Source organism: Hyalangium gracile (genome assembly GCF_020103725.1).
GTDB lineage: Bacteria > Myxococcota > Myxococcia > Myxococcales > Myxococcaceae > Hyalangium > Hyalangium gracile.
On sequence record NZ_JAHXBG010000002.1, the window covers coordinates 750,070 to 764,895 of the forward strand.

General features: G+C 67.7%; 13 protein-coding genes. 8 read left to right on the plus strand and 5 right to left on the minus strand.

Features of this window, described 5'->3' with window-relative positions:
- Nucleotides 1–94 precede the first annotated feature (94 nt).
- On the minus strand, nucleotides 95–577 hold the full coding sequence (locus tag KY572_RS06570) for a hypothetical protein (protein WP_224241465.1): 483 nt from the start codon (nucleotides 575–577) through the stop codon (nucleotides 95–97).
- A gap of 133 nt (nucleotides 578–710) precedes the next feature.
- Here KY572_RS06570 and KY572_RS06575 point away from each other — a divergent pair, with 133 nt between their 5' ends.
- The 4 genes from KY572_RS06575 (at nucleotide 711) to KY572_RS06590 (ending at nucleotide 3,397) form a co-directional block, all read left to right on the plus strand.
- Nucleotides 711–2,072, plus strand: a complete 1,362-nt coding sequence (locus KY572_RS06575; RefSeq protein ID WP_224241466.1) for a serine/threonine-protein kinase — start codon at nucleotides 711–713, stop codon at nucleotides 2,070–2,072.
- Nucleotides 2,035–2,265, plus strand: coding sequence for a GrpB family protein (locus KY572_RS48070; RefSeq protein ID WP_224241520.1), 231 nt, complete (start codon nucleotides 2,035–2,037; stop codon nucleotides 2,263–2,265). The genes KY572_RS06575 and KY572_RS48070 overlap by 38 nt, the downstream gene beginning before the upstream one ends.
- A 338-nt stretch (nucleotides 2,266–2,603) precedes the next feature.
- The gene (locus KY572_RS06585; RefSeq protein WP_224241468.1) at nucleotides 2,604–2,930 is read left to right on the plus strand and encodes a hypothetical protein; all 327 of its coding nucleotides are present in this window, start codon (nucleotides 2,604–2,606) and stop codon (nucleotides 2,928–2,930) included.
- Nucleotides 2,930–3,397 carry an NUDIX hydrolase gene (locus KY572_RS06590; protein ID WP_224241469.1) on the plus strand — a complete coding sequence of 156 codons (468 nt, stop codon included), beginning with the start codon at nucleotides 2,930–2,932 and terminating at the stop codon, nucleotides 3,395–3,397. The genes KY572_RS06585 and KY572_RS06590 overlap by 1 nt, the downstream gene beginning before the upstream one ends.
- A gap of 5 nt (nucleotides 3,398–3,402) precedes the next feature.
- On the opposite strand, the gene KY572_RS06595 is transcribed toward KY572_RS06590, so the two are convergent.
- Both KY572_RS06595 and KY572_RS06600 read right to left on the minus strand, forming a co-directional pair.
- On the minus strand, nucleotides 3,403–7,629 hold the full coding sequence (locus KY572_RS06595; RefSeq protein WP_224241471.1) for a hypothetical protein: 4,227 nt from the start codon (nucleotides 7,627–7,629) through the stop codon (nucleotides 3,403–3,405).
- Between the two features lie 73 nt (nucleotides 7,630–7,702).
- Nucleotides 7,703–8,092 (minus strand): nuclear transport factor 2 family protein, encoded by a 390-nt coding sequence (locus KY572_RS06600; RefSeq protein ID WP_224241473.1) that lies wholly within the window; start codon nucleotides 8,090–8,092, stop codon nucleotides 7,703–7,705.
- A 391-nt stretch (nucleotides 8,093–8,483) separates the two neighbouring features.
- On the opposite strand from KY572_RS06600, the gene KY572_RS06605 reads away from it, so the two are divergent.
- Nucleotides 8,484–9,560, plus strand: coding sequence for a hypothetical protein (locus KY572_RS06605; protein WP_224241475.1), 1,077 nt, complete (start codon nucleotides 8,484–8,486; stop codon nucleotides 9,558–9,560).
- 31 nt (nucleotides 9,561–9,591) lie between these two features.
- Here KY572_RS06605 and KY572_RS06610 read toward each other — a convergent pair whose 3' ends face one another.
- A complete protein-coding gene (locus KY572_RS06610; protein WP_224241477.1) occupies nucleotides 9,592–10,263 on the minus strand; it encodes a glycosyltransferase family 2 protein in 672 nt (223 codons plus the stop codon).
- 13 nt (nucleotides 10,264–10,276) lie between these two features.
- On the minus strand, nucleotides 10,277–11,908 hold the full coding sequence (locus tag KY572_RS06615; RefSeq protein ID WP_224241479.1) for an LVIVD repeat-containing protein: 1,632 nt from the start codon (nucleotides 11,906–11,908) through the stop codon (nucleotides 10,277–10,279).
- A 231-nt stretch (nucleotides 11,909–12,139) separates the two neighbouring features.
- Between KY572_RS06615 and hflK the strand changes: the two genes are divergently transcribed.
- The 3 genes from hflK (at nucleotide 12,140) to KY572_RS06630 (ending at nucleotide 14,705) form a co-directional block, all read left to right on the plus strand.
- Nucleotides 12,140–13,207, plus strand: a complete 1,068-nt coding sequence (gene hflK / locus KY572_RS06620) for an FtsH protease activity modulator HflK (protein WP_224241481.1) — start codon at nucleotides 12,140–12,142, stop codon at nucleotides 13,205–13,207.
- Complete coding sequence (hflC, locus tag KY572_RS06625; protein ID WP_224241483.1) at nucleotides 13,204–14,142, plus strand: protease modulator HflC; 939 nt, start codon at nucleotides 13,204–13,206, stop codon at nucleotides 14,140–14,142. The genes hflK and hflC overlap by 4 nt, the downstream gene beginning before the upstream one ends.
- Before the next feature lie 104 nt (nucleotides 14,143–14,246).
- A complete protein-coding gene (locus KY572_RS06630; RefSeq protein ID WP_224241485.1) occupies nucleotides 14,247–14,705 on the plus strand; it encodes a GFA family protein in 459 nt (152 codons plus the stop codon).
- Nucleotides 14,706–14,826: the final 121 nt, after the last annotated feature.

Genomic DNA, 14,826 nt, shown 5'->3' on the forward strand with positions numbered 1-14,826 from the left:
GTTCAAGTCCCGTGCTCCTCACCATTGAAAGCCTGGCAATCCTCAGGAGTTGCTGGGCTTGAAGTTGCCCCGGTCGAATCGGGGTAACACCAGCTCAGCCCTGGTCGTCGTCGTAGAAGACCATGCGGAGCTGCACTTCGTCCTCGGGTGCGGAGACGGTCCTGGCGGCGAGACGTCGCTCCCAGTCGAGCGCGGCCTCGAGCGCATCGCGGTTCTCCGGCTCGCCGCCGAGCTCCGAGAGCTTGCCGAGCGCCTCCTCCCCGCTTCGCACGAGCTCGAAGAGCTGGACGCCGACGGCATCGTTGCCGGAGTCGCCATACTCGACCTCCACTCCGAAAATGCGAGGACGGGCGAGCTCCGCCGCGAGCCGGGCAACGAGCATGGAGTCCGCGGACAGCCAGCAGCTCGTGCCGAGCTGGTATATGCGCGCGATGGAACACCCGCGTCGATGCTCAGTGAGCTCCTGATGCCCCTGCGCCTCGAAGACCCCTCGCAGGGCCTCGAGGCACGAGCGCTCGTCGGGCCACGGCCCCACGATGGCGGTCCGCTCCTCCCAGGACTGGTTTTCGTCGCGCATGGGCAGAAGGTAGTCCTGGGCCGGGCGACCACCAAGGACTCGCGTTCCTGGCAGGAGGCAAGGTCTCTTCGACGGCTGAAGGAGGTCTTTCACTCTTGGCCCCGACGACCCATGGGGTAGGCTTCCGGTCCCCGTGGCCAGTGCTGCTCCACCCTCGCTCTCCCCTGCCCTCCTGCCTCCCGGTACCGAGGTGGGCCCCTGGCGCCTGGTGGCCTGGGCCGGCCAGGGTGTCCATGGCGCCGTCTACCGCGCCGTTCCTGCGCACTCCCAGCATGCTCCCGCCGTCGCGCTCAAGCTGGCGCTGCACCCCGAAGATCCTCGGTTCGCTCGCGAGGCCCAGCTGCTCTCCCGCCTGCGCCATCCGAGTGTTCCTCGCCTGTGGGATTCCGGCACCTGGCAGTCGCCCGATGGCACGCTCTACCCCTGGCTCGCCATGGACTGGGTGGACGGCGTGTCCCTGTACGAGTGGGCGGAGCAGCCTGCCACCTCCTCCCGTGCATGCTTCCGCGTGTTGGCCCAGTTGGCCCGGGCGCTCCAGGCCCTTCACGCCCTGGGCGCCGTGCACCGAGACCTGAAGGGGGAGAACGTCCGGGTGCGCCACTCCGACGGCCGCGCCATGCTCACGGACTTCGGCCTGGGCACCTTCCCGGGCGCGGAGCGACTCACCCCTCCCGCCACCTGCCTGGGCACGCCGCTCTACCGCTCCCCGGAAGCGGGCCTCTTCGATATCCACTCCCGGCGCCACCGCTCGCTTCACTATGTTCCCACCCCCGCCGATGATCTCTATGCGCTGGGAATGGTGGCTTGCCGGCTGCTGACCGGGGAGTACCCTGAATGGGTGGACCCCACCCAGGATGAGAACGGCACCTGGAAGGTGCGCAAGGTGCGCAAGCCGGCCTCGCTTCGGGGGGTAGAGCCTTCAGTGCGTGCCTGCATTGTGCGCCTGCTCGCGGTGCGGCCCGAGCAGCGCGGCACGGCAGCGCAGTTCGCCGAGGCCCTGGAGCGAGCCGCTCACCCGCACTTCGAGCCGGCCAGGCCTTCAGTGCCTGGGCGTCCGGGGCGGTGGCCATGGCTCGCGCCGGCGGTGGGCCTGGCGTTGGGCGTGTGGGGAGGATGGCTCGCTTCCGAGCAGACCGAGGGGACCCACTCGCGTGCCCAAGCGAGGACCGAGGCAGCGCCGCGGGACGCGGGCACGGCGGGGCTTGGAGAGGCCGCCTGCACTGCCGCCACAGTGCAGGCTCCGGAGGCTTCGTTGCACGAGCCTCTCGCGGAGAACCCCCTCCCCGAGCCTCAACCGAAGCAGCTGCGCCCGGATGGGCGAGGGCGTTGTCCTCACAGGCGCCAGGTGGCTCTCAACGGCGCGTGCTGGATTCCCTTCGATCCGGAAGCGTGCGAGGCCGCTGTCGCCAACGGGTACTTGTTCAAGGGAAAGTGCTACGTGCCAGCCCTGTCCCCGGATCGCCCCTCCACGTCCCACCCCACGCGCCCACCTTGAGCCTGAGGGCCGTCTTTCCCAACCGCACCCGTCATGGCCGGCGGCCTTCGCCGGGCTCGCCGCACGGCTCCGCGCCGCCCTCGGCAAGGTGGCGCTCTCGATCGAGCACGTCGGCGCCACCGCCGTTCCCGGCCTGCCGGCGAAGTCGATCTCGGAGGCTCCCATATGGCCAGGCTGGTACTCCTGCTGCTGATTTGCTCCGTCCTAACGGGCTGCGCGTCGATGACACCCCTGCCCGCTCGGCGGACGAACCTCACGCCCGTACTGACGCATCAGCGCAGCAATGAGAGGCAGCAGCAGCACCACGGACGGAGCGCCCGTCAGACCGTGGCGCAGGCGAACTCCGGGCGCGCAGCGGGAGAGATTGAGAGCGCGGTCTCAAGTGATACCTCGGCGCCCGAGCAGCAGAACGTCCCCATGACACGTCGCGCCGTACGTACTGCCCTGGGCGAGGTGCAGTCCTCCACGAATGCCCTGGCCAGTGCGCTCTCGAGGCTCGCGACTCGTCCACCGGGTGTGAGCAATCGAAGCTTGAGCGGCGTCAACGGCGCCTTCACCCGCCACCTCGACTATGGCTTCTACCAATTGCCATGGCTTCGCGGCGCTCTGGCGAGCGTCACCACGCTGACGGATGTGAGCTCACAAGTGGCTGACGCCGACATGGAGCTGGCCCTGCTACGCATGAGCGGCCCCCGGCTTCAGGCGGCCATGTCCGGTACCCTGCTGCTCGCCGCGTGGGTGGACTTTCTCAATCTCGCCGATGTCGTGCTCCGAGAGTGCCCCGCCTACAGCGTCGAGAAGCTCGTCCGGGAGATGCACCGTGTGCACGCCATGAGCTTCGTTTCCGGGAGACGGTGATGAATAAGGGGAGTGCCTGGCAGGGCAACTGGGTAGTCCGCCTGTATGAACGGGTTCGAGAGCGCGGCTACTCCTCTGTCACGGCTTTCGCAGATGCACGCCCTACTGCCTCGCTGGTCGAGCTGGCCGAGGAGCTCGGCGACGACGTCGCCGGAGTGCAGGTATTCAAGGGTCTGGTTGAAGAGGCAGAACGGAATCGTCAGCTCACCCGCCTGGTTCGTGGACAGCTCGTGCGCGAGCTGTCGGAGAGTCTCCCGAATGGCTGGCCAGCCATGATGGACGACGCCAATCGCTTCAAGGTCGCCAAGGCACTTGGCGCGTGGTCCGCGTATACCCCCGAGACCCATGAGGAGCGAGTCAGGTTGGCTGGCGATGCGCTCCTCGCCACGCCACCGCCACCCGGCTGGCGCCCTCTTGGCCCCGACGACGAGCTGCTCCGCACGCTCCTGCCCGACGAGGAAGCCTGACAAGCTCAGGGGATGGGCAGCCTCACCGCCTGCGCATCCGTTCCGCCATAGAGATACCCCCGGGTGCGGCCGGTCGCGGTGACCTCGAACGCCACCGTGGCCGTGGTGTCGCCCGGCCGCACGGGGACTATCCACGCGGTCCCGATGTAATCCGTCGCCCGCTCCACCCGCTGCCAGGGGCGCATGGAGCAGGCGAAGGGAGCACAGCCATCCCCAGCCGGCCGCTCGCACCGGTCGCTCGCCGGACCCACGCACCGCTCACCCGGCTGGGCCAGCGTGCCCGGCAGGACGAGCGGAGAGAGCGTGAACGACATATCGCTCTTCAGCCGCGCCAGCCGCAGCCCCCGCGGCTCGGTGTTCTGCTCGTTGACGGCCAGCAGCAGGTCCCCGTCCGGCAGGCGCTGCATGTCCGCCACGCCGGCAACCTCCACCGCGGAGCTGTACGTCCACGTGTCGCCCACTCCCGGCAGGGAGGCGGGCAGCGTCCCCAGGCGCGTCACGCCCGTGCTCGCGCGGTGCTCTTCCACGTGCTCACCGCTGCCGTCACGCATGACCCAGAGCAGCCCGTCCGAAGTCGCGGTGCAGGCGATGAGGCGGGCCGACGGGTTGGACAGCACCGTCTGCATCGCTCCGAAGCTCAGCGCCCCGCCAGAGCCCACGGTCACCGGCACGAAGTGGAGCGTGGCCCCTGCTCCCGGCAGGCGGCAGTTGCCCAGGTAGACCCCCTGGGGCGCGACGTGCACACCGCTGACCATCAATGGCTGGCGGAAGATCGGCGAGAAGGCGACCTGCGTGGACGACGCCACCGTCGCCGTGCTCGGCCCCACCTCCACGTCGAACAGGGTGGAGCGGTTGTCCAGCAGGTTGGACAGCACCGCCACCAGCCGACCAGCCACCAGCCCCGCTCCAGCTACCTGGACGTTCGAGCCGAAGGGCAGGCCCAGCTCGCCCAGCTTGACGCTGCTCCAGGTCTCCGGCGCGCTCGTCGGCAAGCGATGGCGATGGATGTCCGCCACGTAGACCGATGACCCCTGCATGGTCACCTGCACCACTCCGTCGTTCGTCTCCACCACGTGCAGCCCGCTGCCCCCCTTCCCCGCTCCACCCACCGAGCGAACGGGCTGAGCATGACCAGGCGGAAAGCCATCCCGCCGCCATGTCCCCACCACCGCGAGCAGTGTGTCCAACTGCAGGGGCGTGGGGATGCCCGCCTGGGTGCCGTAGGCCCAGCGATCGACGGGCACCAGCACCTGGTCTCCCGTCCGAACCGGCCGCGAGTGGTAGTAGCGCAGCGCCCCCGGCGTGGGCCCGTCGGTGACGAGGATCTCCGGGGCCACGGCCAGCACCTCGAGCTCGGTGGTGATGTCGCCGACCCCGGACCGGGGGGAGTGCAGCACCACGGGGTGGACTCCCGGGGTGATGCCCGCGGGCAGGAACAGGGAGACACGCTCATCGCTCCAGCGGGTGATCGTCGCGGGCCGTCCCCCCACCGTGGCGCGGAAGCCGATCGAGGCCAGATGGTCCACCCCCGTTCCACCGTCGCCCAGGCCCGCACCGAGCAGCTCGCACAGCTCGTTGGCTCCCACCCGGCAGCCATGGGCCATCCGCGGCACCGCCATCACCGAGCGGATCTCGAGCGCAGTCCCATCCCGTGACAGAATCACGGGGTTCTCACCGCCCACGATGGGAGCGAGCACCAGGGCCGTTTCGCCGCGCGCGACGATCCTCGCGAACTGCGCGGAGAGGCTCGAGAGGTTGTGCCCCACTATCCGGAAGGTGCCATCGATGGGCATCGAAGCGGGCACCTCCCACCGGTCGATGCGCATCGGCAACCGCACCGCGATGCGGTTCGAGTAACGGCCGTCAGCCGTCACCACGCGCAGCAGCCCATCCACGCTCTTCTCACCGGGCCGGAAGCACACGCGCGTGGCGCTCCACGACTCCACCTGGGCCGTCACGGCTCCTACCTTGACGGTCCCCGGGGTGTCGCCCAGATCTCTTCCCGTCGCGCACGCCGAGGCAGTCACGTCGAGGACTCCCTGCGGAGGCTCGTCCAGGCAAGGATGGCCGCTCATGCAGTCGCGAGCGTCACGCTTCCCATAGACGGCCTTCTCCATCGAGGTGGGCTCGCCGGCGCCCCGGACCTTGACCACGCCGAGCTCCGGCCGGAAGGCGTACACGTCACCGTCATAGACGAACAGCGCCTCCTTGCCGCCCACCTCCCGGATCACGAGATCGCTCGGGGTGGCGAAGCCGCGGGCCACTTCTACGAAGGCATTGGCCTCAGGGGGCAACGCCAGGACACGGCCGTAGTTGTAGTCCAGCAGGTACAGCGTGCCGTCCCCGCCGAACTCGGCATCCGCGGGCAGTGTGCCCGTCACGTCGATGCAGCCAGCGGGCCTGGGGCTCAGGGTGCATGACTCGAGCGAAGGCATGGCCCCCTTCAAGGGATCGAAGCGCAAGGCCCACTGCGACTTCTTGCTCTGGAGCCGGTAGTAGTCCAGCCGGTCAATCAGCGCGCCATGGCGGCCCGACACCACCATCTCGCGGGGATACTTCGGGGGTGGCTCCTCGTTGAACTCCGGCTTGAGCCGGTCGGCGAAGAAGGTCCCCTCCTGGACATGGTAGAGCTTGCGCCCCCGCGCCTCGCGCACCTGGAAGATGTCCGTGGCCTTGATGGGCAAGCGCTGGGACGTCGCGCGCGCCCCGCGCTGCGTGTCGAACTTCACCAGGTTGTCATAGGGAGGCGAGTTGAGGGCCAGCGCCTTGCTGAAGGTGACCCAGACGCCCGTCTCCGTCGCATCGAACGGCGCGAAGGGAATCCCGTCCTCGTGGGCCAGGCCGCTCTCGTAGAGGAAGGGCATGTCCGGCGGCCCCCTGAGCAGTGACTGGTAGCCGGTCGCATACACCTTGCCCGCGGGGGAGAAGGCCATCCGATCCGTGCCCGCGCTGCCCACCTGCAGCCGCTCCACGCGGATGATCCGGCCGGTGTCGAGCGCATCCAGGCTCTCGATGTCCATCGTCTCGAAGCGCGGGGTGACACCAGGACCGGCCTCGCAGATGACCCGGGGCTGCGTGTAGCGCGAGAGCCCCGTGTCCGGGGTGCCCAGGAAACGGAACCGGCCGTCCGCGAGCGCCGAGAAGGAGTTCATGGCGGACATGGCGACGCCCGCGTCCAGGTCGATGATCTTCGGCCGGGTCTGCCCCGGATCCCACCGGTAGATGAGGAAGCGCTGGCCGGGGCTGAGCTGCAGGGGGTAGGCCCAGAGCCGATCCTGCCGGTCCACGTGGAGCTGGAGCATGAGGGGCCCGTCCTTGGCGACCTCCAGCTTCGTCCAGGTCTGCATGTCCTCGGTGACGAGGACCTCGGAGTACTCGGTGGGCGAGATCAACGCCGAGATGGCCAGCTTCCCCCCCCAGAAGGCACCCGTGACGTGGAGGAGCCTGGCCTCCTTGACTCCGGGCAGATCGAGCGGCTGGGGCGTGGCCCCTGGCGTGGAGTAGTACGCCCGGTTGCCATCGTTGGTGATGACGTGCACGGCGCGGTCCGCGGTGGCCGCCAGGGGTACGAAGCCGAGGTTGGCCCGGGATTCCGGCTGGAGAAGGTTGGCGGGAGCGATGCGCTGCCAGTTGCGGCCCGCATCGCGCGTGGCGTAGAGGAACCCTCCCCCGCGGGCCACCCAGCGCCGTGCATCCCCCTTGTACACCAGGTCGCTCCTGGCACCGTCCGCCAGGGTGAGGGTGAGCTTGTCGGCGACGGTCCTCAAGGGCCGCCCATCGAGCACCAGCTCCATCGAGTATTCGGGGATGGACGTGCCATCCGACAGGCCACGGACCCCAGCGATGGAGCCCGCCAGGTAGAAGTCATCGCTCAGCATGAGGACGGGGGGCTGGAAGATCCCGCCGACAGGCCTCGAGCCCTCGCCCGAGGTATCCACGACGTCCTCGTGCACGAGCTTTTCGAAGGTGCGCCCCCCATCGCGCGTGAGGAGCGCGGCGACCTTGCTCGAGCTCGGCCCGTTGGTCGGCTGGAAGTGCATCAGGAACGTGTCGGGGTCCTCTCCCAGCGGGAACAGCGAGGAGATCGCCGCCGAGCTGAAGCAGTGCGCCGCCAGCGGCTCGCGCTCGAACTCGATGGGCTGAGGCCCCGCCGGCTCCTTCTCGGTGCAGGAGACCCCAACCGCGCCAATCACTACGAGCAGGGTGCGCGCGCACCTCTTCCAGACGTCCAAGCGTCCTCCCTTACGGCCCACCCTTGAATGGGGGTGCTCCATCCTAGGGCCTTCTCTCCTGCTTCGGGGAGCGTCAGCCGAAGGTCGCCTCGGCGAGCACCTTCGTGTCCGCGTAGACGACGTGACGCACGATCTTGCCGTCCCGCACCTCCCAATAGTCAGCGGACGGCGTGTTGAACGGGCGTCCTGTCCTGCGCCCTCGGCCGATCTGCAACGCGACGACCCACACCCGGCCTTCTCCAGCATCCATGAACTGCTGTGGCACCGGGCGGAAGTCCTCCCACAGATCCGCCATGTCGCCCATGGCACGCTGCAGCTCGGGGAGGCCTTTGGCCCCACGGTAGGGGTACCCAGCGGGCACCTGCCACTCGATGTCCGGGTGAATGAGAGACAAAGCTGTCTCGAAGTCTCCTCTCCCGGAGGCCTCGTACAGGGAGCGGACAACGTCAACGGGACTGGCCATCTTGGCGACCTCCTCAGGGGACAGGGAGGACCCTATAGGTGTGGGGACCGGGAGCGAGCAAGAGGGTCATCCCAGAAGCGCATGGAGAGCGCGTCCGGTGGGTCGACGGCGAGCCCCTCACTTGTCATCCTCCGTCGGTCTGGTGATGCTTCGCGCTCCCGCTGGCAACCTCGGTACGGTGGCGTGCTGGGCAGCACCTTCTTCTTCGTGGCCAATATCAGTGTCGCGGGCACTCCCATGGGCATGAGCTGGGCCGGGCTCTGGCTGCTCTGGGCGGTGGCCCGCCACCTCCGTGCCTCGAGGAAAAGCGCGTAGCTGTAACCTGTTCGTGGCCAGGGGCGTATCCAGGGTGCGCTGCTGAAAAGTGCCCTCTGTGATCGGAGCCGTTCCCGTGATCGACTCTCTCCTCCGCCGACTCGCTCCCACCGTCCCCACGACCACCACGCTGCCCCCGCGGACGACTTCGACCTCGCCCGCGGTGACCACGCCCGCGCCGACCCCCTACTTCCAGGATGGCTTCGACCTCCCAAAGCCTCCCTCCGTGAACCTCGGCGCCAGTGCGAGCGCGTCCCCGATCGATCTTCCACCGCTCATCGAGCGCTTCCTGCCTCCCGTGGGTCCGAAGCTGCCGCATCTGGAAGACGGGTGGACGCCGCAGGGCCAGGGCTATGACGCCAGGAGAGGAGAGGTGCTCACGACCTATTACGACGACACCGGCGTGCTGCTCTCGAGCCAGAACAAGAACGACGGGAGCGAGAAGCTTCAGGTTCGCCTGGGAGGGCTCGGCGAGATTCCGCCCCCCTCGCATGGCGGAGGCGTCTCGACGGACGGCGACTACGTCTACGTCTCGGACACGGATCGCCTCTACGTCTACAGCCGCGAGGCGCTCGAACAGGCCGAGCGCGAGGGGACCGCCGTCCCTCCGTTCCAGGTGATCGACGTGCCCGCCGACACGACCGACCCCAACTCGGACACCGGGCTGGTCTCGAGCGGCAGCTACATGACCGTGAAGGACGGCTACGCCTACGTCGGCGGATACAGCAAGGACGGCGACGGCAAGGCGGGCGCTGTCTGGCGGTACGAGATCGACCCGAAGACGGGCGCGCTCGTCCAGAACGAGGACTCGCCGCAGGGGCCCATCCGCGCGCCAGATCGGGCTCAGGGCATCACGGTCGTGGACGGCGCGCTGCTGTTCACCACCGGCGACCACAAGCTGGTGTACCAGCCGTTCGACACGGCGAACTTCGAGGCCGACATCGATGACCGGCACGACATCAGCAACGGGTTGATCGACCCGTATGCACAGGGGCTGAACATCATCGATGGTGAGCTCTGGGTGACGTACGAGAGCGGTTCGGACAAGTACAAGGACGACGTCGAGACTCCCCGAGAACACATCCAGCGCATCCCCTTGGATCGGCTGGACCTCGAAGCGGCGGGTCTGACACCGGAAGACTTGCAGGGCTGAGCGACTCTCGATACCGAGGCGCTCGTCACCTCTACGACTCGTCGTGGACGTACTTCCAGTGCTCCCCCTCCACCCGGGAGCGCCAGACCGACTTGACCGACGGCACGTCCACCAGCACGTACCCATGCTGCTGGAGCTGGAACGACTGGTAGATGTCCGAGCCCCAGTGGGCGTACTCGCCGTCCGGATACGGAAAGCGTGCCAGCACGGACGTCCTCGCGGCGAAGACACCGCCCTGCACATGCACCTGCTCCAGCCAGTCCGCAAACCCCATCGGGGAGGGAGGACCGCTCGGATAGAAGGAGCCAGTGAGGGCCACCGACTCGCTCGGATCGCTCACCAGGGGCTCGAGCAGATCCCAGATCCACGTCGGATCATGCATCCGGCCATGATTGGCGCAGACGTAGAGCAGGAACGGGCGCGACGCCTCCCTCACGGCCTGGTTCATCGCGGGGCCGTAGTAGAGGTTGCGCCCCTTGTTCCAGCGGTACTTCGCCGGGAAGAGCCCGTTGTTCCGAACCGCGCGCGCCAGCCGGGTCAGCTGGCGCTCGCTGTTGTCGATCACCACGAGCTCGGCATCGAGGAGTCGCCAGGACAGCGCCAGGGACGGCAGCAGATCCCGCCGCAGGCGCGTGAGGGCTCGCTCCTCGTCGTTGTGCGGGATCATCACCACCGTGACGCCGAGTCTCGTGCCTCCGGCCATCCCCCGCTCCCGGTCACGGCTCGCGGTAGATGAGCAGGCCGCGCGTCATGTCCACCACGTACACATATCCATCACCCGGCACCCGGATGCCGATGGCGCCCACGAGGCCGCCATCCTTGCGACCTGGATCTGAGTCGCGGAAGGTATTCGCGTAGGCGATCTCCCTGGGCCGCGTGGGGTTGGAGACGTCAAACACACGCAGGCCCTCGGCGTACCAGGCCACGTACAGCCGCTTGCCCACCAGCACCATGTTGTGGATGGAGGTCTGCGGCCGCATCCTGTGCTCGCCGATCTTCACGATGCGCGCCGGGTCGGTGACGTCCAGCACGCGCAGATGGGCGTTGGTGTTCTCGCCGCCCTCGAAGGCGATGGTACGGCCCGCGAACGTGCCCACCGCGTTGGCGTGCGTGGAGTTGTAGATGTGCGTGTCATACGTGTACGAGCCCAGCGGCTGGGGATTCGCCGCGTCCGTCACGTCCACCACGTAGTACCCCTGCCCCATCTGGTTGATGTAGAGCCGGCTCTGGTACGCGAACGAGTCGTGCGGATAGCCGTAGCCGTTCTCGTCCACGGGCACCGTGTAGCGATTGAGCAGCACCGGATCCAACGGGTTGCTCACATCGAAGATGAGCACCTGGTTGACGCCCGCGGCCTGGGCGTACATCCGATTCCCGTCGACGTAGATCGTGTGGACGCTGAAGCTGTCCCCCGGAACACCTCGCACCAGCTGCGGATCCGCGGGGTGGGTGATGTCGTAGACGAGCACGCCGTGCTTGCCGCTGCCCACATAGAGCGCGTCTCCCTTGGCCCAGACCGCATTCCAGCCAGTGTCGCCCTCCACCGTGAGGACCTTGCGCAGCACGGGGTGTGCCTTGTCACTCACGTCGAACACCGCGACCCCGCCCACCGGATTGGCTGGTGCCGGCCCCAGGGTGGAGGCCACCACGTAGGCGTGGTCCTTGGCGACGTACACGTCCAAGGGCGTGCTCAGCCCTTCCACGCGGTGCTCCGAGACAAAGGTGATGCCGGAGGTCTCCGGCTCCGAGAGCCGCTGCAGGCGCACACCCTCGAAGGTGCCCGTCGTCCGGCGAGCCCCACCATTGATGCACGTCTGGTAGCAGCCGACATAGCGCTGCCCACTGTCGGCGGAGCATCCCGCGTAGGCATAGAGCTGCGTGCCGCCATCGGACAGGGTGCGCAGACCGGAGACATAGAAGCTCTCCGTGTCGATCTGCTTCCGCACGAGCGGATAGATGCCCATGCCCTCGTAACCCCCGGTCGTCGAGATCGTGAAGCCCATCGAGCTCAATGAGCCACTCTCGGACCGCGTGTACATCTCATAGATGCCATCGGGCGACAGCTGCGAGAGCGTGCTCCGGCTGCAGGCGGACAGGTCGAAGGACTCGGGGCTGCCACAGGTGACGGGGGCTCCCGCATCCGTCGTCACGAAGCTGGAGCACGGCGCGAACCGGCCGGGATCGATGTAGTCGCCGAGTTCCTCGAGCGGAACGTAGCTGCCGTCCCACTCCTCGCCGGCATCAGGAACTCCCCCGTCCGGTGCGCTCGGCTCGTCGTCGTCGTCACACCCCACCCAGGCACTGCTCAGTATCAGCATGGCGAGGACAAAACGGAACGGTTTCGTCATGGGAGAGAGCCTCTGTCCTGAAGGTGCCGCTCGCGGAACTCCGTCGGAGTCAGGCCGGTGAACTTCGTGAAGCTGTCGATGTTACAGGAACAGTAGCCAGGGGACTGTTGACGATGCTGACCAGGAAGGAAGCGGCGGCAGCATCGCGGTGCGGTCGACCGCTAGACTGAGCTGCCGATTCCGCGTCGCTTTTGCTTGCATTCAAAGCAGTAGACGCCCAAGGACCTGGGCATGGCATGGGACCCTCGCATCCTGAACAACCCACAGAACCGGCCGGACCCGGCGGACGTGCTTCGTGAACTCCGGGACAAATGGAGGCGTGGCTTCGGCCGAAACCTCCTCCTCCTCCTGCTGGCCCTCGTGGCACTCTTCGGCTTCCTCACCAGCTACGCGCAGGTCGAGCCCGATGAGGTCGGCGTCATCCTCCGGCTCGGGCGCTTCATCGACACGGTGGAACCGGGCCCTCACTTCCGGCTCCCCTTCTTCATCGATCAGATCATCAAGGTCCCCGTGCAGCGGCAGCTCAAGGCGGAGTTCGGCTTCCGCACCGAGCGCGTCGGCCCACGGACCACCTACGCGGCGGAGGAAGCGGACGTGAAGCGTGAGTCCCTGATGCTCACCGGGGATCTCAACGTCGCCGTGGTGGAGTGGATCGTCCAGTACAAGATCAAGGATCCGTACAAGTACCTCTTCAAGGTGAAGAACGTGGAGGCCATGCTCCGGGACATCTCCGAGGCCTCCATGCGAGCGGTCGTCGGCGATCACTCGGTCAACGAGGTGCTCACCACCGGCCGCCAGGCCGTGGCGGCCCAGGCCAAGCTCATGCTGCAGGATCTCGCGGACCGCTACGAGACGGGAGTGGACATCCAGCAGGTGGTGCTCCAGGACGTGAACCCGCCGGACCCGGTGAAGCCGTCCTTCAACGAGGTGAACCAGGCCATCCAGGAGAAGGAGCGCGCGCTCAACGAGGCCTATGCCGAGCGCAACCGGGCCATCCCTCGCGCCCGAGGTGAGGCCGAGGAGGCCCTGCGTGCCGCGGAAGGCTATGCCATCGAGCGCGTGAACCGAGCCCGAGGCGAGGCCGAGCGCTTCACCCGCATCTACGACGAGTACAAGAAGGCCCCGGACGTCACCCGCCGCCGCCTGTACCTCGAGGCGGTCAGCCAGGTGCTCCAGGGCGCTGGGCAGAAGGTGGTGATCGACGAGTCCACCAAGGGGCTCACCCCCCTGCTGCGGATGGATGGGCCGAGCACCCCCGAGTATGCCGGCGCCACCGGCAAGAAGGAGGCAAAGCCATGAGCCGCCTTGCCATCATCCTGGGTGGGCTGATCGTCATCGCCGCCGTGCTCGGCCTCTCCAGCACCTACACGCTGAGCGAGCATGAGCAGGCGGTGATCACCCGCTTCGGTGAGCCCAGAGGCCAGCCCATCATCGAGCCAGGGCTCCACTTCAAGATGCCGTTCGCCGACACGGTGAACCGGTTCGACAAGCGCTGGCTGGACTGGCGAGGAGATCCGAACCAGATCCCCACCAAGGACAAGAAGTACATCTGGGTGGACACCTTCGGCCGCTGGCGCATCGTCGATCCGCTGCGCTTCTTCCAGCGCCTGCGGGACGAGCGAAACGCGCAGTCCCGGCTCGATGACATCATCGACGGAGAGACGCGCAACGCCATCGCCTCGTATGCCCTCATCGAAGCGGTGCGCTCCACCAACCGCCCGTTCGAGGACGACGAGTACGTCACCGAGACCGAGCGCGGCGAGACGCTGGAGAAGATCTCCGCGGGGCGGGACAAGCTCACCCGGCAGATTCGCGACCGGGCCGCCGAGGTGGTCAAGGAGTTTGGCGTCGAGCTGGTGGATGTGCAGGTGCGCCGCATCAACTACGTGGATGAGGTCCAGGTGAAGGTGTTCGAGCGGATGATCTCCGAGCGACGCCGCATCGCCGAGCGCTCTCGCTCGGAGGGCATGGGACGCGCCGCCGAGGTCCGCGGCCAGCGGGAGCGCGAGCTCAAGGAGATCCGCTCGGAGTCCTACCGCAAGGCCCAGGAGATCACCGGCAAGGCCGACGCCGAGGCCACGAAGATCTACGCCGAGGCATTCGGGCGGGATCCCGAGTTCTACCAGTTCCTGCGCACACTCGAGGCCTACCCGCAGGCGGTGGACCACAACACCTCGCTCTTCCTGGGGGCGGACTCCGAGTTCTACAAGTACCTGAAGAGCTCGCGGAAGTAGGCCCGTCCCGCCCGGCCTCCGGGCGGTGACAATCCTGACATGAGGCTGTCACTGGCCATGCCTAGATCTCCCGCGTGTCACCTACCCACCTTGGAGAACCTGCCATGACCCAGACGACCGAGACCCTCACCAAGCAAGCGCCGACCCCGACCGTGAGCCCCGTGAAGACCTACACGGGTGGCTGTCACTGCGGCGCCGTGCGCTTCGAGGCCCAGCTGGACCTCAGCCAGCCCGTCAGCCGCTGCAACTGCACCATCTGCACCAAGCTGGGTGGCACGACCACCCTCGTGAAGCCGAGCGCCTTCCGGCTGCTGTCGGGCGAGGAGAGCCTCAGCCAGTACCGGCTCAAGGGGAGCCCGAACTACCGCGCCTTCTGCAAGCACTGCGGCGCCCAGTGCTACGGGGCGGGCAACGTCGCGGAGCTCGGCGGCGACTTCTGCTCGGTCAACGTCAACTGCCTGGACAACGTGGACCCCAACGAGCTGCCCTGCGTGTACTGGGACGGCCGCCATGACAACTGGGCCGCGGGGCCGCGCAACGCGCCCTGGCCCATCCGAGCCTGAACACGACACAGCCCCTCCTTCGCGCCAGGCGAGGGAGGGGCCGAGGTGGGGTGAGGCCTACCGGTCGATCAGACGTTGCCGGTGGTGCCCTTGAGGAGCGCCTGAGCGTCGAACACGGGCA